This window comes from Neotabrizicola sp. VNH66, assembly GCF_049445895.1.
Lineage (GTDB): Bacteria > Pseudomonadota > Alphaproteobacteria > Rhodobacterales > Rhodobacteraceae > Pseudogemmobacter.
In genome coordinates, this window is record NZ_JBMSDW010000010.1 from 1 (window position 1) to 24,051 (window position 24,051).

Below are 24,051 nucleotides of genomic sequence, written 5' to 3' on the forward strand. Positions count from 1 at the left end.
GATCCAGATCCGCATCGCCATCATGAACAGATACAACGCCCTCGGCACCGCCGAGATCACAGCCGTTCGCTGAACGCAGAGCGGGAAAGGGTCACCTTGGCCTCCATCCGATTAACGCAACAACGCCACCAGCATGAAATCCGTCACCAAATCGGCCGAGCCGATCACCCGCGGCAGCGAGGTGCCGGCGATCATGCGCCGCGCCTTCTCGCGGCTGCGCAACGGCCGCGGCGGGCCGGTTCTGGTCGAGATCCCGAAAGACATCTGGCAGGAGGAAGTGCCCGAGCCGCTGGATTACGTGCCGGCCAAGATTGCCCGGGCCGTGGCCGATCCGGCCTTGATCGACGATGCGGTCGAAATGCTGCTCTCGGCCAAGCGTCCGGTGATCTATGCGGGTCAGGGGGTGCATTACGCCAAGGCCTGGGACGAGCTGGCCGAACTGGTCGAATTGCTGGGCGCGCCGATCTGCACCAGCCTTGAGGGCAAAAGCGCCTTCCCCGAAACGCATGAGCTTTCGCTGGGCTCCGGCGGGGCAGCCATACCGCGGGCCGTCCGGCATTTTCTGGACAAGTCGGATGTCATCTTCGGCATCGGCTGCAGCTTTACCGAAACCTCTTTCGGCGTGGCCATGCCCAAGGGCAAGAAGGTGATCCATGCCACGGTGGACCCGAACCATCTGGCCAAGGACCTGCCGATCGAAATCGGCCTGCAGGGCGATGCGAAGCTGGTCCTTCGCGCGATGATCGACCTGCTGAAGGACCGGATCACCGCGCCGCGCGACCGTTCCGCCGCGGTCAAGGAGATTGCCGAAGTCCATGCCGCATGGCTGGCCGAATGGATGCCGAAGCTGACCTCTGACGAGGCGCCGCTTTCGCCCTACCGCGTGTTGTGGGACCTGCAGCACACGGTCGATATTGCGAATACGGTCATCACTCATGATGCGGGCAGCCCGCGTGACCAGCTGTCCCCGTTCTGGAAATGCGTGACGCCGATGTCCTACATCGGCTGGGGCAAGACCACGCAGCTGGGATATGGCCTTGGCCTTGCCATGGGCGCCAAGCTGGCCTGCCCCGACAAGCTGTGCATCAACGTCTGGGGCGATGCGGCCATCGGTTTCACCGGGATGGATTTTGAAACCTGCGTGCGCGAGCGCATTCCGATCATGTCCATCCTGCTGAACAACTACTGCATGGCGCTGGAGCTGGATGTGATGCCGGTCTCGACCCAGAAATACCGCTCCACCGACATCAGCGGCAATTATGCCGATATGGCCGTGGCCTTCGGCGGCTATGGCGAGCGGGTGACCCGCCCGGAAGACATCGTGCCGGCGATCCGCCGCGGGATCGAGAAGACGCAACAGGGCATCCCGGTGCTGCTGGAGTTCATCACCTCGAAGGAAACGGTGGTCTCACGCTACAAGCTGGAACAGCTGACCATGTAACAGGGTGAATGGCCCCGGTCTCCCGGCCGGGGCCTTTGGCCGTGCTGTCCCGATCACGCCGGCTGCACGGCGGCCGACCGCCCGGCGATCCGGCCGAACAGCAGCGACCGGCCCAGCCCGTGCTGGGGAAAGCCGCCCTGACATTCCCCGGCGCAGTACAGCCCCGGCAGCGGCTGGCCCGCAATGTCCAGAACGCGGGCCTCTTCGTCGATGCGCAGCCCGGCAAGGCTGTCATGGATCATGGGTGTCGCCCAGGCGGCGAAGAACGGGCCGCGGCAAATGCCATGGCGCGGCTGCGGGCGGCCGAAATCCGCATCCCTGCCGGCCGCAACGAAACCGTTGTAGCGCGCCACGGTCGCCGCCAGACGCGCGCCGTCCATCGGCTGTTTCTGATAGGGATTGGCGATGGCGGCGGCCAGGTCTTCCAGCGTCTCTCCACAGGCGAAAAAGGCCGGATCGACATGCGGCGGCGCGGTCACCCAGCCTTCGCGGGCCACGGCATCGGCATCGAAGATCGCCCAGATCGGCCCGCCGCCATCGGGATCGCCGCTGCGGTCGCAATAGGCCATGGCGGCATCGAAGAAGGGCTGCTCCTCATCCTCTTCGTTCCAGAACCGGTCCCCGGCCTGATTGACCAGAATGACATTCTGCCAGTCCGAAACCGTCAGCCCGCTGGCCCCGGCCTGTGCAAAGGCGGGGCTGTCGGGGCGGAACTTCAGCCGCGGATAGCCGTAGCGGCATCCGATATGACTGGTGCGGCTCATCACCAGATAGGTGCCCGCGGTCTGGGCCGCGGTGCCCCAAAGCGCAGCCCCCAGCTTCATCGCGGCAATTTCGCCATCGGCGGTCTGCATCGCGACGGGCGCGCCAACCTGCTGGTATTCCTCGGTCAGCCTTGGATCGAATATCCGCCGGAAGGCAACATTTCCGGTGCTGCCGCCTGTTGCCAGAACAATACCGCAATGCGCGCTGACCCTGAACGGCCCCCGGGGTCCCTGCCCTGTCAGTGTGTCGATCCGCCCGGCCTGCCCGCGGGAAAGCCCGGTCATGCGATGGCCGGTCATGATCCTGACGCCCAACCTGCGCGCGCTGGCCTCCAGCGCCCGCGTCAGGCCCGAGCCGTTGCGGCCGCTGTCGCGAAGGATCACCCCGGCCGGATCCGGCCATTCCTCGCAGCGGAAGACCCGCGGTACGCTTTGCGGCCCGACCGATTTCACATCGACATTCAGCGCAACCGGAGCATCGGGAAAACGCACCCCGTGCCGGATCAGAAAATCGAAGGTCGCGACGCTTTCCCCGGCATAGACCCGCACCAGACGCCGGTCGCAGAACCGGGATTCGGGCGTGTCGTGACGAACCCAGTCCTGAAACACCGCCTCGGGCGAATCCTCGATCCCCAAGGCCTGTTGCAGCGCATGCCCGCCGCCCAGATGGATGTTGCCGCCGCTGACGATGGCCCGCCCCCCGACATCATCGTTCATTTCCAGCAACAGCACCCTGGCCCCTGCCTCGGCCGCCGCAATCGCCGCGGCCAGACCCGCCGGACCAGACCCCACGACCGCCACATCGGCCTCATGCACCTGTGCCGTTGAATCAAACTCGGTCATCCCGGCCTTCCCCCCTGTCATTTTGGCACCGCAACCGTCCCGCCATCATTGCCGATGCAGAGATTCGGGGACCTCGGGTTGCCGCGACGCAGCCTTTCGCCCCGCGGCGGCGAAGTAAAATACACGCTCCGTCTTGATCCATATATCCGGGCTTGCCCTTGTGCCGCACCGACGCCCCGGACCGCGGTTTACCCGGCGAATGGATATGCGGCAGATATAGATGTATCTTCCATTCCTATTTTACAGTCGTTGTATGTTTGGTGCAGCTTGCATCTGGAAGGACGGCACCGGATCGGCAATCGTGACGGCGTCCGCGCTTCGCAGCGATGGCGGCCGCGATGAGGAGAAGCGGCGGCCGGGGGGAACAAGAGGTCAAGACCGGCAGCGCAGCGATCGCATCGCCGGAACGCCCATAGGGAGGGTTCAAATGAAACTTGGATTTCTGAAGGTGGCGGCACTTGCTGCCGCTGTCTTCGTGCCGGGCCTGTCCGCAGCCGAAGACTGGCCCACGCGGCCCGTGACCGTGATCGTGCCTGCAACCGCCGGCGGCTCTGCCGACACTTTGGCGCGCGCGGTGTTTCAATATGTCAGCGAAGATCTGGGCCAGCAGTTCGTAATCGACAACCGCGGCGGGGCCGGCGGCAGCATCGGCGCCAGCGCGGCGGCCAAGGCGCCGAACGACGGCTATACCTTCCTGTTCACACCGATCGGCGTCGCGGTCATCAACAAGCTGGTCTATGACGATCTTGATTTCGACTTCGACACCGCCTTCACCCCGGTGATCCAGATGACCGACACCTCGGTCATCATCGTCAGCAACCCCGGCTTCGAAGCCAAGACGATGGATGACCTCGTGGCGCTGGCACGGGCCGAACCGGGGCAGCTGAACGTCGGTATCCCGGGGATCGGCAGCATGCCGCATATCGTTCTGGCCGAGATCATGCGCCGCACCGGCATCGAGATGAACATAATTCCCTACAAGGGCGGCGGCCCGCTGGCGAACGACCTTGTCGCCGGTCAGATCATGGTGGGTGTCGACGGAACGGCGGGCTACACCGGCCACATCCGCGACGGCAGCCTGCATGGAATTGCCGTCGCCTTCGGCAACCGGGTCGCGGCCCTGCCGGACGTGCCTGCGGTGAACGAATCCGCCGCACCCGAGCTGGCGGATTTCGGCGCCTCCGGCTGGCAGGCGATCTGGGCGCCCGCCGGCACCTCCCCTGAAATCGTGGCCAAGCTGAATGCCTCGATCAACGCCTATCTTGCCAGCGATGCCGGCAAGGAATTCCTGGCCTCGCTTTCGCTCGACCCGGTCGGCGGCGCGCCGGAAGTGCTGGGCGAAGCTGCCCGCTCGGCCACCGAGCTCTGCCGCCCCGTGATCGAATCGGGCGCGGTCAAACTGGACTGACGCCAAGGGCTGACCGGGTGCGGCTGCCCTCGGAAAGGGGGCAGCCAGCCTGTTCCAGGCGATGGAGGAAAGAATGAAAACCGTACGACTTAACAAGGCGGCGATGACGGGCGCGCTGCTGATCGTGGTGGCCGCCAGCTTCGTGTTCGGCGCGCTGCAACTGAAACTCGGCACAGCCCAGAAGATGGGACCCGGCTACTTTCCCCTCGTGCTTGGGTGCGGTCTGGCCATGCTCGGGCTGGGCATACTTGTCTCGGGGCTGCGCAGGCCGCAGATGGGCAACATCGTCATTCCGACACGCGCGATCCTTTGCATCGGAGCGGGCATCCTCTTCTTCGCGATCACGGTCCGCGGTCTGGGCCTTGGGCCTTCGATGCTGGGGGCGGTCTTCATCGTCGCCATGGCGGACCGCCGGAACACAGTGCTTTCGGCCTTTCTGACCGGGCTTTTCATGGCGGTGTTCAGCTGGCTGGTCTTCAAGGTCGGCCTTGGCATCGTCCTTCCGCTCTTCGGCCCCTGGGTCGGCGGCTATTGAGGCAAGGGCATGGAATTCTTTCAACATCTCGAACTTGGCCTCAGCGTCGCGATGACGCTGCAGAACCTGCTTTACTGCTTTATCGGTGTCCTGCTGGGCACCCTGATCGGTGTGCTGCCGGGCATCGGCCCGGTCGCCACGATCGCGCTGCTGCTGCCCATCACCTTTGGCGTGCCGCCGGTCGCGGCCATGACGATGCTGGCCGGGATCTACTATGGCGCGCAATACGGGGGATCGACCACCGCCATCCTGCTCAGCCTGCCGGGTGAATCCTCGGCCGCGGTGACGGTGCTGGACGGCTACCAGATGGCCCAGCAGGGCCGGGCGGGCAAGGCGCTTGCCACGGCGGCCATCGGATCTTTCGTCGCCGGCACCATCGCCACGCTGGTGATCGCCGTCGCCTCGCCCCCGCTGACCCGTCTCGCGATGAGCTTCGGATCGGCCGAGTATTTCTCACTGATGGTGCTTGGTCTGGTCGGATCGGTGGCACTTGCCTCCGGCTCGGTGCTCAAGGCGGTTGCGATGATCGTCCTTGGCATTCTTCTCGGGCTGATCGGGCAGGACGGCTATACCGGCACCTCGCGCATGACGATGGGCTTTCCCCAGCTTGCGGACGGCATTGCCTTTTCCGCGATGGCCATGGGCATCTTTGGTCTGGGTGAGGTGGTGCGCAATCTGCGCAATCCCGAAGACCGCACCGTCACGCGGCAGACCATCGGCAGGCTGATGCTCAGCTGGCAAGAGATCAAGCAGATCACCCTGCCTGTCCTGCGCGGCACGGGGATTGGCACCGTTCTGGGCGTTCTGCCCGGCGGCGGGGCGCTGCTGTCGTCCTTTGTCGCCTATACGGCCGAGAAGAAGCTGGCCAAGGACCCCTCGCGCTTTGGCCGCGGTGCGATTGAAGGTGTGGCCGGCCCCGAAAGCGCGAACAATGCCGGGGCGCAGACCTCGTTCATCCCGATGCTGACGCTGGGCATTCCGTCGAACCCGGTGATGGCCATGATGATCGGCGCGCTGATCATTCAGGGCATCACGCCGGGACCGAATGTGGTGACAGAGCGGCCCGAGCTGTTCTGGGGCCTGATCGCCAGCATGTGGATCGGTAACCTGATGCTGGTCGTGCTGAACCTGCCGATGGTGGGCATCTGGGTCAGGCTGTTGACCGTGCCCTACCGGATCCTGTTTCCGGCCATTGTCGGCTTCTGCTGCATCGGGGTGTTCAGCATTGCCAACAGCCCGTTCGACCTGTTCGTTCTGGTGGTGTCCTGCCTTGCGGGTTTCATCCTGTGGGAACTGGATTGCGAACCTGCCCCCCTGCTGCTGGGTTTCCTGCTGGGACCGATGCTGGAGGACCATTTCCGCCGGGCGATGCTGATGTCGCACGGGGACCTTGGCACCTTTGTCGAACGTCCGATTTCGGCCGGGATCCTGCTTGTTGCGGCGCTGCTGCTGGTCGTCATCGTGATGCCGTCGATCCGGAAATCCCGCGACGAGGTCTTCATCGACTGACCGCAAGGGCAGAGCCCTGGGCCGGCACATCCCCGGCCAAAGGCGCAGTTTCCACAGAATGCACGGGGCCGGTCGCAGGATCGGCCCCGTCTTTCATCCGGCCAGACCCGCATCTGGCAGGTGAAGGCGGCGCGGATCTGTCCCATCGCCGCCTGTGACCCCGACAGAGACCGAACCCGGGCCACCGGATCGGACACAGTCCTCCCGGTTTGCCGCACCACATTCTCTGGGATCATCGTGCCGGACCACTGGCAGATCGGCGCAGGGGCCTGACCGCAATCCTGCGGCTTGTGTCGCCGCTGCACCGTCGCTAGGATCACCGCACTTACTCGTTGGGGTGTCCCGGGCAACCGGGGCTGAGAGGCGAAAGCCAACCCATCGAACCTGATCCGGTTCATACCGGCGGAGGGAACGGGTAGTCTGATCCACGGGAAGACAGGGCCATTGGCCCGCCATGCCCCGTCAGCCCCCGGTCGCCCTTCTCCGGTCGATATATGGGGGCGACATGGCGGTGATTGCGGTCACGATTGCAGGGTCCGACAGCGGCGGCGGCGCGGGCATTCAGGCTGACCTGAAGACATTCTCGGCGCTTGGCGTCTATGGCGCCAGTGTGCTGGCCGCCGTCACTGCGCAGAATACCCGGACGGTCACCGCCGTGGCCGGCCTGCCGCCCGCGCTGGTGCGCGCGCAGATCGAGGCGGTGTTCGACGATCTGGCGGTGGCCGGGGTCAAGATCGGCATGCTGGGCGCCCCAGAGATCATTCGCGTGGTGGCGGAAGGGTTGCGCGGGCGCGGCCTGCCAGTGGTCCTTGACCCGGTGATGGTGGCCAAATCGGGCGACCGTCTGCTGGAAGCCGAATCCGTCGCCGCATTGCGGGAGGAACTTCTGCCCGTTGCCACGGTGCTGACCCCGAACCTGCCCGAGGCGGCAGAGCTTCTGGCCTGCGGCCCGGCCCGGTCGGATGAAGCGCACGAGGCGCAGGCACGGGCCCTGCGGGCCGCGGGTGTGGACTGGGTGCTGATGAAGGGCGGCCATGCGGAAGGTCCGGTCTGCACGGACCTGCTGGTCGGCACCGAAACCCTGCGTCTGACCGCGCCGCGGATTCCGACACGGAACACCCATGGTACGGGCTGCACCCTGTCCGCCGCGATTGCCGCCGGTCTGGCGCAGGGCCTGACCGTGCCCGCGGCGGTCAGCCGGGCGCATGCCTATCTGCAGGGCGCAATCCGTGCCGCGGATGGCCTCTGCGTGGGATCCGGCCATGGGCCCGTGCATCACTTCCACGCCATCTGGGGCACCGGGACATGACAGGCATCGCCATTCTTGGCGCCGGGGTCATGGGGCTGGTCATGGCGGCCGAGCTGACGGCGCGGGGCCACAGCGTCTCCCTGACCGATCCCGCCGTCGCACCCGGCCCGCAGGCCTGTTCGTGGTGGGCGGGCGGCATGCTGGCCCCCTGGTGCGAAGGCGCCAGCGCCGAAGAACCGGTGGAGCGGCTGGGGCAGCAGGCCATCGGCTGGTGGGACCGGCACACCGGATGCGTCATCCGCAACGGCACGCTGGTGGTCGCCCCCGCCCGCGACCGGGGAGAGCTGGAGCTTTTCGCCCGCCGCAGCCGGGGCCATCAGAGGATCGGCGCCGACCGGATCGGCGCGCTGGAACCCGATCTCGCGGGCCGGTTTCAGGCCGGGCTGTTCTATCCCGACGAGGCGCATCTTTCACCCCGGGCGGCCCTTCTGACCCTGCGCCAGCGGCTGGAGGCGCAGGGCGTCCCGATCCGCCCGGACCCGCCCGCAGCGCCCGGCCTTCTGATCGACTGCCGCGGCCTTGCCGCGCGGGACCGCCTGCCCGATCTGCGCGGGGTCCGGGGCGAGATGCTGGTGATCCGCTGCCCCGGCATCATCCTGTCGCGCCCGGTGCGCCTCTTGCATCCGCGCATCCCGCTTTACATCGTGCCGCGCGGCGACGGCATCTTCATGCTGGGCGCGACCATGATCGAAAGCGACCGCAGGGGCGGGGTCACCGCGCGCGCTGCGGTCGAGCTGCTGTCCGCCGCCTATACGCTGCACCCCGGCTTTGCCGAGGCCGAGCTGCTGGAACTGGGGGCCGATGCACGGCCCGCCTTTCCCGACAACCTGCCCCGGCTGCGCCGACAGGAGAGCAGGCTGCATGCCAACGGCCTCTATCGCCACGGTTTTCTGCTGTCCCCCGCCTTGGCCGCCATGGCGGCGGATCATCTGGCCACCGGCACCTGCCCCGAATTCATGGATGAGGTCCAGTCTTGAACATCACGCTGAACGGCACCCCCGTCACCACCGCTGCTGCCACTTTGCAGGATCTGCTGGCCGAGCAGGGTTTCGGTCCGAAAGTGGCCACCGCCCGCAACGGCGATTTCATCGCCGCCGCCGCGCGCCCCGCCACCCCCCTGAACCCCGGCGACCGGATCGAGGTCCTGTCCGCCATGCAGGGGGGCTGAGCCATGCCGGTCTTTTATGGAACAGAGGTCAGCAGCGCGCTGATGCTGGGCACGGCGGGTTATCCCTCCCCCGCCATTCTGGCCGCGGCCTTCCGCGCCTCGGGCGCGGCGGTCGCCACCGTCTCGCTCCGCCGCGAACAGGGCGCCGGACAGGATTTCTGGGCACTGATCCGGGGGCTGGGCGTGACGCTTCTGCCCAATACCGCTGGATGCCATTCCGTGAAAGAGGCGGTGACCACCGCCCATATGGCGCGTGACCTGTTCGGCACCTCCTGGATCAAGCTGGAGGTGATCGGCGATGCCGACACGCTGCACCCCGATGTCTTTGCCCTGACCGAGGCCACGCGGATCCTGACCGGCGACGGTTTTCAGGTCTTCCCCTATTGCACCGAAGACCTGTCGGTCTGCGGCCGGCTGCTGGAGGCCGGGGCGGGCGTGCTGATGCCCTGGGGCGCGCCCATCGGCTCCGGCCTCGGACTGAACAACCGCTGGGGCTTGCGCGCGCTGCGGGCACAGTTCCCCGATGTGCCGCTGGTGGTGGATGCCGGGATCGGCCTGCCGTCCCATGTGGCGCAGGCGATGGAACTGGGCTTCGACGCGGTCCTGCTGAACACCGCCGTGGCGCAGGCCGGTGATCCGGCCCTGATGGCACGCGCCATGGCGCTGGCGGCCGAGGCCGGGGCCGCCGCCTTCCGCGCCGATCCCATGGCCCCGCGCGACATGGCGCATCCCTCGACCCCCGTGCTTGGAAAGGCCTTTCTCGCATGACGCTCCCCCGCTTCTATCCCATCTTCGACAGCGCGGACTGGCTGCAGCGGATGCTGCCGCTTGGCATCCGGCTGGTGCAGCTGCGGGTGAAGGACCGCCCCGCAGCCGAGACCCGGGCCGAGATCCGCCGCGCGCAGGCGCTGTCTGACCGGCAGGGCGCGGTTCTGGTGGTGAATGACCACTGGCAGATCGCCATCGAGGAGGGCTGCCGCTGGCTTCACCTCGGGCAGGAGGATCTGGACACCGCCGACCTGCCCGCGATCCGCCGCGCCGGGCTGCGCCTTGGGCTATCCACCCATGACGACGCGGAACTGGACCGGGCACTGGCGCTGGCCCCGGATTACATCGCCCTCGGGCCGGTCTGGCCGACCATCCTGAAACCGATGAAATGGCATCAGCAAGGGGTGGAACGCCTGACCGAATGGAAGGCGCGGATCGGACCCATCCCGCTGGTCGCCATCGGCGGGCTGCGGCCGGACCGGGCGCCACTGGCCTTTGCCGCGGGGGCGGATGTCGTCTCGGTCGTGACGGATATCACCCTGAACCCCGACCCTGCGGCCCGGGTGGCGGAATGGCTGGGGTGCACGGCATGAACCGTTATGCCCGCCAGATGATCCTGCCCGAGGTGGGCGACGCCGGTCAGGCGCGGCTGGGGCGCGCGCATGTGCTGATCGCGGGGGCCGGCGGTCTGGGCGTGCCGGTCCTGCAATATCTGGCGGGGGCCGGGGTGGGGCACATCACCCTGATCGACCCCGACCGGGTGGAAGAGACGAACCTCCACCGTCAGCCGATCTATGGCGGCCGGACGGGGCAGCCGAAGGCATTGGCCGCACAGGCCTTTGTGCAGGCGCTGAATCCCGCAACCGGGACAGAGGCGGTGGTGGGCCGGCTGGACCCGGCCAATGCCCCCGCACTTGTGGCGGCCGCGGATCTGGTACTGGACTGCGCCGACAGTTTCGCCGTCAGCTATATCCTGTCGGACACCTGCCTCGCGGCGGGCAAGCCGCTGATCTCGGCCTCGGCTCTGGGGATGGAGGGCTATGCCGGAGGCTTCTGCGGCGGCGCCCCGTCGTTGCGGGCGGTGTTTCCGGGCCTGCCCGACACCGCCGCCACCTGCGCCACCGCGGGCGTTCTGGGGCCGGTCGTGGGTATGATCGGCTGCCTGCAGGCGCAGATGGCGCTGGCGGTGCTGCTGGGACTGACCCCCTCGCCTTTGGGGCAGCTGGTCCGGCTCAGTGCACAGGGCCTGCGGTTTTCCGCCTTCCGCTTCGACCGCGCGCCCGAGCCGGCCGACCCCGGCCCCGCGTTCATCGCACCCGGTGCGATCACGCCCGGCGATCTGGTCATCGACCTGCGCGATGCGGCCGAAGCCCCCCGCCCCGTCACCCCTGCCGCGCAGCGCCTCCGCCCGGACGAGGTTCCGGGCCTGCATCCCGCACCGGGCCAGCGCGTCGTTCTGGCCTGCCGGTCGGGCCTGCGCGCCTGGCGCGCGGCCGAGGTGCTGCGCCCCCTGATCCCCAACCCCCTTGCCCTTGTCGCCGATCCCGGAGAAACCCCATGATCCGCCTTCTGACCCTGGCCGCCAGCCTGACACTGGCCCTGCCTGCCCTGGCGCAGGACCGCATGACGCTGCTTCTGGACTGGTATGTGAACCCCGACCATGCGCCCGTCATCCTTGCGCAGGAACTGGGCTTCTTCCGCGAGGCCGGGCTGGAGGTCGAGATCATCGCCCCGGCCGACCCGTCCGAACCGCCCAAGCTGGTGGCCGCGGGCAAGGCGGATCTTGCGGTCAGCTACCAGCCGCAACTGCATCTTCAGGTGCATGAGGGCCTGCCGCTGGTGCGGGTGGGCACGCTGGTCGCCACCCCGCTGAACTGCCTGATGGTCGATGCCGATGGCCCGGTGCAAAGCCTGTCCGACCTGAAGGGCCGCAAGGTCGGCTATTCAGTGTCCGGCATCGAAGAGGCGATGATGGCCGCCATGCTCCGCTCCGCCGGGCTGACCATGGCGGATGTGCAGATGATCAATGTGAACTGGTCGCTGACGCCCGCGCTGATGACCGGGCAGGTCGATGCGGTGATCGGCGCCTTCCGCAATTTCGAGCTGACGCAGATGCGGCTGGCCGGGGGCAACGGCCGCTGCTTCTTTCCCGAAGAGACGGGCCTGCCCGCCTATGACGAGCTGATCTTCGTCGCCAACCGCGACCGGCTGGACCGCGACCGGATCTCCCGCTTCCTGTCCGCGGTAGAGCGCGGCACCGAATATATGCTGAACCATCCCGACGCGGCCTTTGCGGTGTTTTCGGCCACCGCCCCCGATCTGGCCGATGCACTGAACACGCAGGCCTGGGCCGATACCCTGCCGCGCTTTGCCCATAGCCCGGCGGCGCTGGACCATGGCCGTTATGCAAGGTTCGAGACGTTTCTCTACGAGGCCGGGCTGATCGGCGGCACCCTTCCGGTCAGCGCGCTGGCGCTGGACCCGGGGGCGGACCCTGCGGGAACGGCCGAATGATCCCCGATTACGGCAGCGCCTTTGCCGCATGGCGCGCAGATTGCCCCGGTCCATGGGCCGCCTATACCCGCCATGCCTTTGTCGAGGGGGTGCGCGACGGCAGCCTGCCCCAAGCGGCTTTTCTGGCCTATCTGCGGCAGGATTACCTGTTCCTGATGCAGTTCGCCCGGGCCTGGGCGCTGGTCGTGGTCAAGGCTGGGTCGCTGGCGGAAATGCAGGCGGCCGCGGCCACGGTCCATGCATTGTTGCATCAGGAAATGGCTCTCCACCTGCGGATTTGTGCCGCGGCGGGGATATCCGGGACCGATCTTGAGGCCACGGAAGAGGCCGCCGGAACCCTTGCCTATACCCGCTATGTGCTGGACGCCGGGCACAGTGGGGATGTTCTGGACCTGCTGGCAGCGCTGGCGCCCTGCATTCTGGGCTATGGCGAGATCGGGGCACGGCTGGCGGCGACAGCGGGCGACACGCCCTATCGGGACTGGATCGCCACCTATGGCGGGGCAGAGTATCAGGTTCTGTGCCGGCGCACCGGGGCGCTGATCGACGGTGCGGTGGCGGCCCGGCTGGGACCCGCCGCAAAGACCCTGCCGCGCTGGCAGATGCTGTCGCGGCACTTTACCACCGCCACCCGGCTGGAGGCCGGATTCTGGACGGGCGGAGGCTTATGATTTCCGCCCCGCTGACGCTGGAGGGTCGCCTGTTGCTGGACGGGCAGACACTGGTCCCGCCGCTGCGGCTGACACTGGATCCCGGCGCGTGGGTGGTGCTGCTTGGCCCGTCCGGCGCGGGAAAATCCACGCTGCTGCGGCTTCTGGCGGGCCTGCCCTGCGCGGCGGTGCTGGAGGGGCGGATCATCGGCCCCCGGCCCGCCGCGCTGATGGCGCAGGATCCGGGACTGTTGCCCTGGGCCACGGTGGCCGAAAACGTCGCCCTTGGCGCAAGGCTGCGCGGAGAGCGCCCAGATCCGACCCGGGTGCAGGACCTGCTGGCGCGCACCGGCCTCTCCGGTCATGCCGCAAAGCGGCCGGGCCAGTTGTCGGGCGGACAGCGGCAGCGCGTGGCCTTGGCCCGCACCCTGCTGGAGGATCGTCCGCTGGTGCTGCTGGACGAACCTTTCAGCGCGCTGGATGCCCGGTTGCGGGCCGAGATGCAGGATCTGGCCGCGGCTCTGCTGGCCGGGCGGATGGTGCTGATGATCAGCCATGACCCGCATGAGGCGGCACGGCTGGCCGACCGCATCTGTCTTTTGACCCGGGCCGGGCTGGAAGAGGTCGCGCCCCCACCCGGCCCGGCCCCGCGTCCGCTGGATGATCCGCAGGTTCTGGCCTGTCAGGGCCGCCTTCTCGCCCGGCTGAGGGGGGCATCGTGACCGGGTTGCTGCGGCTGACGGCTGGCCTTGGCGCCGCACTCCTCCTGTGGCAGGGGCTGGTCTGGCTGACCGGCCTGCCGCCGTTTCTTCTGCCCGGGCCGCAGGCCGTGGGACTGGCGCTGATCCAGCACCGGGCCGCGCTGGCCGGGGCCGGTCTTGTCACCCTGACCGAGGTTCTGTGCGGCTTTCTGCTGGGCGCCGCCTTCGGTATCCTGCTGGCGCTGGTGATGGCGGCGTTGCCCGTACTGGCCGCGGCGCTGCGCCCCGCGCTCCTCCTGTCGCAGACCATCCCGATCTTTGCCCTTGCCCCGATCCTGACGCTGTGGCTGGGCTATGGTCTGGCGCCGAAGATCGCCGTGACCGCGCTGATCGTCTTTTTCCCGGTCGCCACCGCCTTCGCCGAGGGGCTGGCCCGCACACCCGCGGCCTGCCTTGATCTGGCGCAGGTGATGGGTGCGGGACGGCTGCGCTGCCTGATCCACCTGCGCCTTCCCGCCGCGCTGCCGGAACTGGGCACCGGGCTGCGGCTGGCCGCGATCTATGCGCCGGTCGGCGCGGTGATCGGCGAATGGGTCGGCGGGTCGGACGGGCTGGGCGCCCTGATGATCCATGCCAATGGCCGGATGCGGATTGATCTGGTCTTTGCCTGTCTGGCTCTGGTCACTCTGGGCGCCATGGGGTTTCACGCTGCAATCACCCGGGCAACCGGCGCGGCCTTCGCACGCTTCCGGCAGGGGCCACCCCTGTGAAACGGCCGGGCACGCTCCTGTGCCTCACACTTCGACCACCACTTTTTGTCTGATTGCGTTTTCCAGTGTTTTTGCCGCGATGGCGATGTCCTGAAGGCCGACGCCTGTGCCGTCGAACAGCGTGATCTCATCGGCCGAGCGGCGGCCCGGATGGCGCCCCTCGATCACCTGCCCCAGCGGAGTGATGTCATCCGCCGCCACCAGCCCCTGCGCCACGGCATGCTGGCATTCGCCGATGGTCACCGCCTGCGCCACCTCGTCGGTGAACAGCGTTGCGGCGGCGACCAGATCAGCGCCCACCTCCTGCTTGCCGCTTGTATCGGTGCCCATGCAGGCCAGATGCGTGCCGGGCCGCACCTGCGCCGCGGTCAGAACCGGCGCGAAAGACGACAGGATCGTCACGATAACATCCGATTCCGCCCCCAGCCGGTCTGGCGAGGCCGCCTTGAACGGCAGGCCGAATTCCTCGGCCACGGCGGCCAGTTTTGCCAGCTTAGACGCATCGCGGTTCCAGCCCAGAACCCGGCGGAACCGCCGTTGCTCCAGCGCGGCGCGCAGCTGGAACGGGGCCTGATGGCCCGCGCCGATCATCCCGATCACCTCGGCATCCGCGCGCGCCAGATGGCGGATCGACACAGCCGAAGCCGCCGCCGTGCGCAAAGCCGTCAGCAGGTTACCCCCGATCACCGCCTTGATCTGGCCGGTGTCGGCGTCGAACAGCAGGATGCTGGACTGGTGGTTGGTCAGCCCCCGCGCCGCATTCCCCGGCCAGAAGCCGCCGGACTTCAGCCCAAGCGCCAGAGATTCCCGGTCAAAGCCGGATTTGAACCCGTAAAGCGCATCGGCATGGCCGATGGCCTCACGGATCACCGGGAAATTGCGCGCGGTTCCCCGGGCCATCGAGGCAAAAACGGCCTCGACCGCGCGGAAAGCGTCCTCCCGCGTCATCAGGCCGGCAATCGCAGCTTCGGGAACGATATACATGGTTGTTTTCCCTGACACGAAGGGGGCGGCGGACCGCCCCCGTTGCGGCCTAGTAAGCGCGGCCGCGGGCCGAAACCGGCCAGACCACCTCGACCTTGCCGTCGCGGACACCGACATACCAGTCATGCACGTTGCAGGTCGGGTCGCAGTGGCCGGGCACCAGCCGCAGCTTTTCGTTCACCTTCAGGACCGCCTGCGGATCGTCGATCACGCCATGCTCATCCGAGCATTTGATGTATTTCACATCCGTGCGGCCAAAGACGAAGGGCAGGCCGCTGTCCACCGATTGCGCCTTCAGGCCTGCGTCCACCACCGCCTTGTCGGCCTTTGCATGGCTCATGACGCTGGTCAGAATGAAGAGCGCATTCTTCCATTCGCCCTGATCAATGCGGTTGCCGTCCTTGTCGCGGATGCGGCCGTAATCGGCATCCATGAAGGCATAGCTGCCGCATTGCAGCTCGTTATACACGCCCGAGTTGCTTTCGAAATAATAGGACCCGGTGCCGCCGCCCGACACCAGTTCCGGCTTCAGGCCCACGGCCTCCAGCCCGGAGACGGCATCCTTCACCATGGCAATCGCGGCATCCAGTTTGGCGCGGCGATCCTCATAACCCTCGATATGCTGCATGGCCCCCTGATAGGCCTGCAGCCCCTTGAAGCTCAGCCCCGGTGCCGCGGCGATGGCCTTTGCGATGGCGACAACCGCGGGCGTGGTGGTGACACCGCACCGGCCCGCGCCGCAGTCGATTTCCACGAAACAGTCCAGCGTGGTGCCATGCTTCTGTGCCGCCGCCGAAAGCTCGGCCACATTGGCGATGTCATCGACGCAGACAATCACGCTGGCGCCCAGTTTCGGCAACCGGGCCAGACGGTCGATCTTGGCCGGATCGCGCACCTCATTGGACACCAGAATGTCCCGGATGCCGCCACGCGCGAAGACCTCGGCCTCGGACACTTTCTGGCAGCAGACCCCGATGGCATGGCCAATCTTCATCTGCAGCTTCGCCACATCCACCGATTTGTGCATCTTGCCATGCACCCGCAGCCGCATGCCGTGGTTGCGGGCATAATCGCCCATCTTGCGGATGTTATGTTCCAGCGCGTCCAGATCCAGAATCAGGCAGGGCGTCTGAATATCCGCCTCGTCCATCCCCGGCAGGGCAGGAACGTCGAAGCCCACGTCCAGATCGTTCAGCTTCACTTCCATGTTCATCTTGGGCCCCTTTCAGAAAGGCAGTTTCTTCAGATCGACATTGCCGCCCGTCACGATGACACCGACCCGCTGGCCCGCAAAGACATTGCGGTTCTTCAGCACCGCGGCAAAGGGCACCGCGCTGGAGGGTTCCATCACGATCTTCAGCCGCTTCCAGATCAGATCCATCGCGGCGACGATCTCGGCCTCGGATACGGTCAGGATATCGGTCACATGGTTGCGGACGAAATGCCAGGTCAGGTCTTTCAGCGGCACCTTCAGCCCGTCGGCAATGGTTTCGGGCGCATCATCGGCGATGATATGCCCGGCGCGGAAGCTGCGGGCGGCATCATCGGCCTGTTCCGGCTCAGCCGCATAGATCCGGATCCCCGGCGCGATCTGCGACAGCGTCAGGCAGGTGCCCGAGACCATGCCGCCGCCGCCGATGGGCGCGATCACCGCATCAAGGCCCTGCACCTGATCCACCAGCTCCAGCGCGCAGGTGCCCTGACCGGCGATCACCCGCGGATCATTGTAGGGATGCACGAATTCGGCGCCGGTTTCGGCCACCACCTCGGCAAAGACCGCCTCGCGCGAGGAGGTAGAGGGTTCGCATTCCACCACGCGGCCGCCATAGCCGCGGACGGCATCCTTCTTGGCCTGCGGTGCGGTGCGCGGCATCACCACGGTGCAGGGAATACCCCGGCGTCCGGCCGCATAGGACAGGCAGGTGCCGTGGTTGCCGCTGGAATGGGTGGCCACGCCCTTCGCCGCCTGTTCCTCCGTCAGCCCGAACACCGCATTCGACGCGCCGCGGGCCTTGAAGGCGCCCGCCTTCTGCAGGTTCTCGCATTTGAAGAACAGCGATGCGCCCGAAAGCTCGTCCAACATGCGCGAGGTCAGCACAGGCGTGCGGTGGATATGGCCGGAGATCCGGTCCCGTGCGGCCAGAACATCTGAAAACGTGGGGATGCAGGGCGGAAGTTCGTCCTTCATCGGCTCCTCCTCGGATCGGTATGGATCGGTCGCGCGGCGGTCAGGCCGCCTGTTTCAAAACCGGGGCCGCGGTGGTCCGGTAGACCTGCTGCGCGGCGGCAACCCCGCTGCCCAGACGGACCGGAAGGCCCAGATCGGCCATGCACATTTCCAGCACGGCAAGACCGGACAGGGCGGTCAGGTCGCTCATCACCCCCAGATGCCCGAAGCGGAAGACCTTTCCCGCCAGCTCTCCCAGACCCGTGCCGAAGGCCGTGTCATAGACCTGCGCGGCGCGGGTCACGATGTCGGTCGCATTGAACCCGGCCGGGGTGCGGATGGCGGTGATCGTCTGGGACTGAAGCTCGGGCGACAGGGCGGCAAGCGGCATGCCCCAGGCGGCGGCGGCGGCGCGCACGCCGTCGGCAATGCGGGTATGACGGGCGAAGACATTCTCCAGCCCCTCTGCCAGCAGAAAGTTGCAGGCCTCCTTCAGCCCGCAGATCAGGCCGACCGGAGGCGTGTAGGGATACAGACCGAAGTAATAGCTGCGCCCCATGTCGCGGATGTCGAAAAAGCAGCGGGACAGCCGGGCCGTCTCGGTCGCGGCCATCGCCTTGGGGGAAAAGGCCACGATGGCCAGCCCCGGCGGCAGCATGAAGCCCTTTTGCGACCCGGTCACCGCGATATCCACGCCCCAGTCATCAAAGCGGAAATCCATCGACCCGATCGAGCTGACCCCGTCCACCAGCAAGAGTGCCGGATGGCCCGCCGCATCCAGCGCATGGCGGATGGCCGCAATGTCAGAGACCACGCCGGTTGCGGTTTCGTTATGCGTGGCCAGCACCGCCTTGATCCGGTGATCGCGGTCCGCCGCCAGAACCGCGGCATAGCGGTCGGCCGGCAGGCCATTGCCCCAGGTCACCTCGATCTTCTCGACATCCAGGCCATGACGTTCGCAGAGGTCGATCCACCTGTGGCTGAACATGCCATGCCGGGCCGCCAGAACCCTGTCGCCCGGCGACAGCGTGTTGGTGATCGCGATCTCCCACCCGCCTGTCCCGGTCGAGGGGAACAGGAACACCTCGGCATCAGCCGATCTGATCACCTGCCGCACCCCCGCCAGCGCAGGTTTCAGCACCTCGGCAAACGCGGCCGAGCGGTGGTCCAGCGTCGGCACATCCACAGCCTTGCGCAGGAATTCGGGCATGTTGGTCGGGCCCGGAATGAAGACGGGGTTCTGCATGGATGTTCCTCCTAGATCAGCCTTGCAGGACGCTAGCAGCAGCGCATCCAGAATGAAATTTTCTTGAAAGTGATTTTTATCAGGTGCAAAAATATGAATTTTTCCTACCATATCATGTCTTTACTTTTTTTCACTCTGCGATCTAATTTTCTAATGTTGCGATTTCCGTCTCTGACCGCAGAAGGATGGCCCGCATGACCAAGCTTCCCGCCCGCCGCGGACGGCCGAAGGCGATGTTCCCCGCCGAAGGCCAAAGCACCATTCAGGCACTGGATCGCGCGCTGGAGGTGATCCAGCTGCTGTCCGCGCGCGGGGGCATGACGCTGACCGAAATCTCGGTCGCGCTGGATCAGTCCACGGCCACCATGCACCGCGTCCTTGCCACGCTGGAGGCGCGCGAATTTGTGGAGCTTTCCGCCGAACGGCAGGACTGGCACATCGGTGCGGGCACGTTCCGCGCCGGATCGGCCTTTCTGCGCCGCACCAATGTGGTGGAGCGCGCCCGCCCCGAAATGCACGCGCTGATGGCCGAAACGGGCGAGACCTCGAATCTGGGGGTGGAATGGAAGGGGCAGGTGCTGTTCCTCAGCCAGGTCGAAACGCATGAGATGATCCGCGCCTTCTTTCCGCCCGGCACCGTTTCGGCCCGGCACGCCTCGGGCATCGGCAAGGCCCTGCTCAGCCGCTATCCGCCGGACCGGCTGCAGGCCTATCTGGACACGGCAGAGCTTCAGCAATTCACGCCGCAGACGGTGACCGATCCGCAGGCGTTGCGCGACCAGCTGGCAGAGGCCCGGCGCCGCGGCTATGCGGTCGATGACGAAGAACGCACCCCCGGCATGCGCTGCGTGGCGGCGCCGATCCTGAACATCCATGGCGAGGCGGTGGCCGGAATCTCGGTCTCCGGCCCGACACAGCGGTTGTCGGCCGACCGGATCGAGGGGATTGGCACAAAGGTCCGCGCAGTGGCCGACCGGATCAGCCGGCAGATCGGCGCAGACCCGCCCGCAGCCGGCAGCTAGGGCCGTGCAAAGGCGGGCGGCGGGCGGCCGCCCATCACCTGCGTCAGTTCCAGGGCCAGCGCCCGGACCTTGACCCCGACCGCCGGCATCTCGGCCGATTGCAGCCGCGTGGCCAGTGCCGAAATGGACAGGCCGCCGACCGGCTCTCCGTTCGGGGACCAGACCACGGCGGCGATGCAACGCATGCCGGGGGTGAATTCCTCATTGTCATAGGCATAGCCGCGTTCGCGGATCCGCTCGATCTCGGCGCGGACCTCGTCGAAGCTGCGCAGGCTTTGCCGGGTCAGCTGGCGCAATCCGTGGCGGGCAACCAGCGCCTCGATCGCCTCATCGGGCCAGGTCGAGACGATGGCCTTGCCCATGCCCGAATTCATCACCGGCGCCCGGCCGCCGGGGGCGGAAATCGCGCGGATGATCTCACGGCTTTCCACCTGCGCCACCGTCATCACCTCGCCATCCTCCAGAATGCCAAGGTTCGCGGTTTCCCGCGTGGCATCGCGCAGCCTGCGCAGAAAGGGCATGGCCACCGCGATGAAATTCTGCCAGCGGGTGAAGGCGACGCCCACGGCAAAGGCCTTGCGGCCGACATGCCACCGGGTCTGCGCCGGATCGAACTGGGCAAAGCCGCGCCGCTCCAGCGCGGTCAGCAGCCGGTGCGTCGTTGAAGGCGCGAGGCCCACCTGCCGCGCCAGATCCGACAGCCGGAACCCATCAGCCTGAAGCGCCAGCGCCTCCAGCAGCATCAGCGCACGATCAACCGACTGAACCGAACCCTTCTCCATACCGCATAGGTATTCCGCATCGTGGAAAACTTCCAGCCGGAACTGGATCGGCCCGGCCGCTCTGCATACCGTCGCACACAAAGGAGAACTGCCATGACCGCCCATCTGCCCCGCGCCGGACTTCAGGTCGCCCCTGCCCTTGCCGATTTTGTGGAAAACCGGCTTCTGCCCGGTCTGACGCTGAGCCCTGACGCCTTCTGGACCGGCTTTGCCGCCCTGCTGAACGATCTGGTGCCCGAGAACCGCCGCCTTCTGGCCGTGCGGGACGAGATGCAGGCCAAGATCGACGCCTGGCTGGCCGCGCGCCGCGGTCAGGACTGGGACAATGCCGCCTGGCAGGATTTTCTGCGCGACATCGGCTATCTGCTGCCCGAAGGTCCGGAGTTCACGGTGGAAACCACGCCGTCCGACCCCGAGATCTCCAGCCTGGCCGGGCCGCAGCTGGTGGTGCCGGTGATGAATGCGCGTTTCGCGCTGAATGCCGCGAATGCCCGCTGGGGCAGCCTGTATGATGCGCTTTACGGCACCGATGCCCTGCCCGGCACCCCGGCGGGCAAAGGGTTTGACGCCGCCCGCGGCGCGCAGGCCGTGGCCTGGGCCGCGGATTTTCTGGACAAGGCCGTACCGCTGGCCCGTGGCAGCCATGCCGATGTGACCGGCTATGCCATCAACGACGGCACCCTGACCGCGACCATCGACGGCGCGGCGGTGGCATTGGCAGACCCCGCGGCCTTTGCAGGCACCGCGGGCAGCGGCGCGCAGCATTCGATCCTGCTGCGCCACAACGGTCTGCATATCGAACTCGTGTTCGATCCCTCCCATCCGGTGGGTGCGGCAAGCCGCTCGGGCCTGCGCGATGTGGTGCTGGAATCGGCCCTGACCGCTATTCAGGATTGTGAGGATTCGGTCGCCGCTGTCGATGCCGAAGACAAGGTTCTGGCCTACGGGAACTGGCTGGGCCTGATGAAAGGCGATCTGAGCGAAAGCTTTGAAAAGGGCGGCAAGGTGCTGACCCGCCGTCTGAATGCCGACCGCCGCTTTACCGCCCCCGATGGCAGCATGCTGACCCTGCCGGGCCGCGCGGTGCTGCTGGTGCGCAATGTCGGCCACCTGATGACCACCGATGCCGTCCTGCTGAACGGCGAAGAGGTGCCCGAGGGGCTGATGGATGCCATGATCACCGTCACCGCCGCGCTGCACGACCTGCAAAAGACCGAAGGCCCGCGCAACAGCCGTGCCGGTTCGGTTTATGTGGTGAAGCCCAAGATGCACGGCCCCGAAGAAGCCGCCTTCGCCGACCGCAGCTATGCGCGGGTCGAGGCTTTGCTGGGCCTGCCCTTCGGCACGGTGAAGCTGGGCCTGATGGATGAAGAACGCCGCACCAGCGCCAACCTTCGCGAATGCATCCGTGCGCTGAAGGACCGGATCGTCTTCATCAACACCGGCTTCCTTGACCGCACCGGGGATGAGATCCACACCGTGATGCAGGCTGGCCCCGTGCTGCCCAAGGCGGAAATCAAGGATGCGGTCTGGCTCTCCGCCTATGAGGCGGGCAACGTCGATGCGGGCCTTGCCACCGGAATGCAGGGCAAGGGCCAGATCGGCAAGGGCATGTGGGCCAAGCCCGACGCCATGGCCGAAATGCTGGGCACCAAGATCGGCCACCCGAAGGCAGGCGCCACAACGGCCTGGGTCCCCTCGCCCACGGCGGCAACCCTGCATGCCACGCATTACCATCAGGTGAATGTGGCCGCGCTGCAGGACAGTCTGAAGTCCCGCCCGCGCGCCAGCCTTGACGCGCTGATGACGCCGCCGCTGATGGGCCGCCGCAATCTGTCGGCCGAGCAGATCGCGCGCGAGATCGACCTGAACTGCCAGTCGATCCTGGGCTATGTGGTGCGCTGGGTCGATCAAGGGATCGGCTGCTCCAAGGTGCCCGACATCGACGATGTGGCGCTGATGGAAGACCGGGCAACGCTGCGGATTTCCGCACAGTTCCTGGCGAACTGGCTGATCCATGGCATCATCACCGAAGCTCAGGTGGATGAAAGCCTGCGCCGCATGGCGGCGGCGGTGGACCGGCAGAACGCGGGCGATGCCGCCTATCTGCCGATGGCACCCGGTTTTGACGGCCCCGCCTTCACCGCCGCGCGCGACCTGATCCTGAAGGGCGCGGCACAGCCCTCGGGCTACACCGAACCCCTGCTGCACGCCTGGCGGCGCGTGGCCAAGTCCAACTGAGGAACCTGCGATGAAAACTGTCACCCGTCTTGACCTGACCGATGCCCGCCTGCTGATCGCCGGGGCCGCGGCCCATGCCGAAAGCATCGGCGTGCCGATGTGCATCGCCATCGTCGATGAAAGCGCCCAGCTGATCGCCTTCGAACGGATGGAGGGCGGCAAGGTCACCTCCTCGACCATCGCGCTGGACAAGGCCTTCACCGCCGCCGGGGCGAAGCGGGCCACGCATGAGTATGGTACGGCCAGCCAGCCCGGCGCCCCGGCCTATGGCATCAACTCGGCCATTGGCGGCCGGCTGATGGTGGTGGGCGGCGGGCTGCCGGTGGTCTGGCAGGGACAGGTCGTCGGCGGCATCGGCATTTCCTCGGGCACGCCCGCACAAGATCAGGCCGTGGCGCAGGCCGCGATCGACCACTGGTCCGCAGCCCAATAAACCTGTCGCACCCGCCTTTCACCGGGCGGGGGCGCTGTCATCAGTGGCAGTCCGGGCAAATGCCGGGATGTCCATGACTCTGCCCGTTCCCGGCAAACTGGTCCTTGAGCCATCCCGCCGGGGAACGGCCCGCCATCACCCCCGGCGGCCCCACGATACCTTACAGCGGGGCCTGTCCTTCGCCTCCTCCGGTCGCTTGGCCGGGTCCTGAGGATGCCCCTCACCGCCTGTGGGCCGGCAACGGGCAGGCCAGCGCGCGCAGCGCCCAACGGCGGCCGTCATGGCGCAGTTCGGTCAGCGTGGCCGGACCGACGTCCAGCGCCCAGAAGGCCGCGGCGGGCGCATCCAGCACCCGCAGGACCAGCGCCCGGATCACGCTGGCATGGGTCAGGGCCAGCACATGCGACCCGCCTGCGGCGATCCGCTCCAGCCAGTCCGCCACCCGAAGCGCCAGCGCCGCCCGGCTTTCGCCGCCATGGCCCTGATAATCCGGATCGGCGATCCAGCGGGCCAGCGCCTCCGGCTCGGCCGCGGCCACCTCGGCCAGCGGTTTGCCGGACCAGCGGCCATGATCCATCTCGGCCAGCGCCGGATCCCGCTCCGCCAGCAGTGACAGGGCGGCCGCAGTCTCCTGACAGGCCCGGGCCGGGCTGGCCAGCACCCGGCGCCCGCGCCATGGCAACGGACCCGGGCCGGAACCCGGCAGCAGCGGATCATCCCCGGGAAAGGCCGCCTGCCGGGTGGCCGCCGTCGGGCCATGCGCGACCAGCGTCAGAACAAGGGTCATCCGTTTCTC

At 67.2% G+C, this 24,051-nt stretch carries 24 protein-coding genes and 1 riboswitch; of the genes, 17 read left to right on the forward strand and 7 right to left on the reverse strand.

Annotated elements, in window-relative coordinates; all coding sequences use genetic code 11:
- Nucleotides 1-133: 133 nt before the first annotated feature.
- The gene (locus tag ACO2Q5_RS14650) at nucleotides 134-1,441 is read left to right on the forward strand and encodes a thiamine pyrophosphate-requiring protein (RefSeq protein ID WP_423292317.1); all 1,308 of its coding nucleotides are present in this window, start codon (nucleotides 134-136) and stop codon (nucleotides 1,439-1,441) included.
- A gap of 53 nt (nucleotides 1,442-1,494) precedes the next feature.
- Here the strand turns inward: ACO2Q5_RS14650 and ACO2Q5_RS14655 are convergent, their stop codons facing one another.
- Nucleotides 1,495-3,048, reverse strand: coding sequence for an FAD-dependent oxidoreductase (locus ACO2Q5_RS14655; RefSeq protein ID WP_423292319.1), 1,554 nt, complete (start codon nucleotides 3,046-3,048; stop codon nucleotides 1,495-1,497).
- 427 nt (nucleotides 3,049-3,475) lie between these two features.
- Here ACO2Q5_RS14655 and ACO2Q5_RS14660 point away from each other — a divergent pair, with 427 nt between their 5' ends.
- From ACO2Q5_RS14660 to ACO2Q5_RS14720, 13 genes are all read left to right on the forward strand, one after another.
- On the forward strand, nucleotides 3,476-4,456 hold the full coding sequence (locus tag ACO2Q5_RS14660; RefSeq protein WP_423292321.1) for a Bug family tripartite tricarboxylate transporter substrate binding protein: 981 nt from the start codon (nucleotides 3,476-3,478) through the stop codon (nucleotides 4,454-4,456).
- Nucleotides 4,457-4,529: 73 nt separating this feature from the next.
- Nucleotides 4,530-4,991, forward strand: a complete 462-nt coding sequence (locus ACO2Q5_RS14665) for a tripartite tricarboxylate transporter TctB family protein (protein WP_423292323.1) — start codon at nucleotides 4,530-4,532, stop codon at nucleotides 4,989-4,991.
- A gap of 9 nt (nucleotides 4,992-5,000) precedes the next feature.
- Nucleotides 5,001-6,500, forward strand: a complete 1,500-nt coding sequence (locus ACO2Q5_RS14670) for a tripartite tricarboxylate transporter permease (RefSeq protein WP_423292325.1) — start codon at nucleotides 5,001-5,003, stop codon at nucleotides 6,498-6,500.
- A 323-nt stretch (nucleotides 6,501-6,823) separates the two neighbouring features.
- A riboswitch (TPP riboswitch) is annotated at nucleotides 6,824-6,928 on the forward strand.
- 77 nt (nucleotides 6,929-7,005) lie between these two features.
- Entirely contained in the window at nucleotides 7,006-7,809 is an 804-nt protein-coding gene (thiD, locus tag ACO2Q5_RS14675; protein ID WP_423292327.1) for a bifunctional hydroxymethylpyrimidine kinase/phosphomethylpyrimidine kinase, read from the forward strand.
- On the forward strand, nucleotides 7,806-8,786 hold the full coding sequence (locus tag ACO2Q5_RS14680; RefSeq protein ID WP_423292329.1) for an FAD-dependent oxidoreductase: 981 nt from the start codon (nucleotides 7,806-7,808) through the stop codon (nucleotides 8,784-8,786). Before thiD ends, ACO2Q5_RS14680 begins: the two co-directional genes overlap by 4 nt.
- The gene (gene thiS / locus ACO2Q5_RS14685) at nucleotides 8,783-8,977 is read left to right on the forward strand and encodes a sulfur carrier protein ThiS (protein ID WP_423292330.1); all 195 of its coding nucleotides are present in this window, start codon (nucleotides 8,783-8,785) and stop codon (nucleotides 8,975-8,977) included. The genes ACO2Q5_RS14680 and thiS overlap by 4 nt, the downstream gene beginning before the upstream one ends.
- Before the next feature lie 3 nt (nucleotides 8,978-8,980).
- The gene (locus ACO2Q5_RS14690; protein WP_423292332.1) at nucleotides 8,981-9,745 is read left to right on the forward strand and encodes a thiazole synthase; all 765 of its coding nucleotides are present in this window, start codon (nucleotides 8,981-8,983) and stop codon (nucleotides 9,743-9,745) included.
- Complete coding sequence (locus ACO2Q5_RS14695) at nucleotides 9,742-10,338, forward strand: thiamine phosphate synthase (protein ID WP_423292334.1); 597 nt, start codon at nucleotides 9,742-9,744, stop codon at nucleotides 10,336-10,338. Before ACO2Q5_RS14690 ends, ACO2Q5_RS14695 begins: the two co-directional genes overlap by 4 nt.
- Nucleotides 10,335-11,306, forward strand: a complete 972-nt coding sequence (locus tag ACO2Q5_RS14700) for a ThiF family adenylyltransferase (protein WP_423292336.1) — start codon at nucleotides 10,335-10,337, stop codon at nucleotides 11,304-11,306. Before ACO2Q5_RS14695 ends, ACO2Q5_RS14700 begins: the two co-directional genes overlap by 4 nt.
- Nucleotides 11,306-12,259 (forward strand): ABC transporter substrate-binding protein, encoded by a 954-nt coding sequence (locus ACO2Q5_RS14705; protein WP_423292589.1) that lies wholly within the window; start codon nucleotides 11,306-11,308, stop codon nucleotides 12,257-12,259. The genes ACO2Q5_RS14700 and ACO2Q5_RS14705 overlap by 1 nt, the downstream gene beginning before the upstream one ends.
- A complete protein-coding gene (locus tag ACO2Q5_RS14710) occupies nucleotides 12,256-12,930 on the forward strand; it encodes a TenA family protein (RefSeq protein ID WP_423292338.1) in 675 nt (224 codons plus the stop codon). The genes ACO2Q5_RS14705 and ACO2Q5_RS14710 overlap by 4 nt, the downstream gene beginning before the upstream one ends.
- The gene (locus ACO2Q5_RS14715; RefSeq protein WP_423292340.1) at nucleotides 12,927-13,631 is read left to right on the forward strand and encodes an ABC transporter ATP-binding protein; all 705 of its coding nucleotides are present in this window, start codon (nucleotides 12,927-12,929) and stop codon (nucleotides 13,629-13,631) included. The genes ACO2Q5_RS14710 and ACO2Q5_RS14715 overlap by 4 nt, the downstream gene beginning before the upstream one ends.
- 5 nt (nucleotides 13,632-13,636) lie before the next feature.
- A complete protein-coding gene (locus ACO2Q5_RS14720) occupies nucleotides 13,637-14,380 on the forward strand; it encodes an ABC transporter permease (RefSeq protein ID WP_423292591.1) in 744 nt (247 codons plus the stop codon).
- A gap of 24 nt (nucleotides 14,381-14,404) precedes the next feature.
- Here ACO2Q5_RS14720 and bhcD read toward each other — a convergent pair whose 3' ends face one another.
- The 4 genes from bhcD to bhcA are packed head-to-tail and all read right to left on the reverse strand — an operon-like array spanning nucleotide 14,405 to nucleotide 18,777.
- Nucleotides 14,405-15,364, reverse strand: coding sequence for an iminosuccinate reductase BhcD (gene bhcD / locus ACO2Q5_RS14725; protein WP_423292342.1), 960 nt, complete (start codon nucleotides 15,362-15,364; stop codon nucleotides 14,405-14,407).
- 49 nt (nucleotides 15,365-15,413) lie between these two features.
- Complete coding sequence (bhcC, locus tag ACO2Q5_RS14730; RefSeq protein ID WP_423292344.1) at nucleotides 15,414-16,577, reverse strand: 3-hydroxy-D-aspartate aldolase BhcC; 1,164 nt, start codon at nucleotides 16,575-16,577, stop codon at nucleotides 15,414-15,416.
- 12 nt (nucleotides 16,578-16,589) lie between these two features.
- Entirely contained in the window at nucleotides 16,590-17,552 is a 963-nt protein-coding gene (gene bhcB / locus ACO2Q5_RS14735) for a beta-hydroxyaspartate dehydratase BhcB (protein ID WP_423292346.1), read from the reverse strand.
- A gap of 40 nt (nucleotides 17,553-17,592) precedes the next feature.
- The gene (bhcA, locus tag ACO2Q5_RS14740) at nucleotides 17,593-18,777 is read right to left on the reverse strand and encodes an L-aspartate--glyoxylate aminotransferase BhcA (protein WP_423292348.1); all 1,185 of its coding nucleotides are present in this window, start codon (nucleotides 18,775-18,777) and stop codon (nucleotides 17,593-17,595) included.
- 194 nt (nucleotides 18,778-18,971) lie between these two features.
- Between bhcA and bhcR the strand changes: the two genes are divergently transcribed.
- Complete coding sequence (bhcR, locus tag ACO2Q5_RS14745) at nucleotides 18,972-19,799, forward strand: HTH-type transcriptional regulator BhcR (protein ID WP_423292350.1); 828 nt, start codon at nucleotides 18,972-18,974, stop codon at nucleotides 19,797-19,799.
- Here the strand turns inward: bhcR and ACO2Q5_RS14750 are convergent.
- The gene (locus tag ACO2Q5_RS14750) at nucleotides 19,796-20,581 is read right to left on the reverse strand and encodes an IclR family transcriptional regulator (RefSeq protein WP_423292352.1); all 786 of its coding nucleotides are present in this window, start codon (nucleotides 20,579-20,581) and stop codon (nucleotides 19,796-19,798) included. The two genes, bhcR and ACO2Q5_RS14750, sit on opposite strands and share 4 nt — an antisense overlap.
- 93 nt (nucleotides 20,582-20,674) lie before the next feature.
- Between ACO2Q5_RS14750 and ACO2Q5_RS14755 the strand changes: the two genes are divergently transcribed.
- Together ACO2Q5_RS14755 and ACO2Q5_RS14760 are read left to right on the forward strand one after the other, a co-directional pair.
- The gene (locus ACO2Q5_RS14755; RefSeq protein WP_423292354.1) at nucleotides 20,675-22,822 is read left to right on the forward strand and encodes a malate synthase G; all 2,148 of its coding nucleotides are present in this window, start codon (nucleotides 20,675-20,677) and stop codon (nucleotides 22,820-22,822) included.
- Between the two features lie 10 nt (nucleotides 22,823-22,832).
- Nucleotides 22,833-23,255, forward strand: coding sequence for a GlcG/HbpS family heme-binding protein (locus ACO2Q5_RS14760; RefSeq protein ID WP_423292356.1), 423 nt, complete (start codon nucleotides 22,833-22,835; stop codon nucleotides 23,253-23,255).
- Between the two features lie 220 nt (nucleotides 23,256-23,475).
- On the opposite strand, the gene ACO2Q5_RS14765 is transcribed toward ACO2Q5_RS14760, so the two are convergent.
- Nucleotides 23,476-24,042: a histidine phosphatase family protein gene (locus ACO2Q5_RS14765; protein WP_423292358.1), complete on the reverse strand. Its 567-nt coding sequence runs from the start codon at nucleotides 24,040-24,042 to the stop codon at nucleotides 23,476-23,478.
- Between the last annotated feature and the right edge of the window lie 9 nt (nucleotides 24,043-24,051).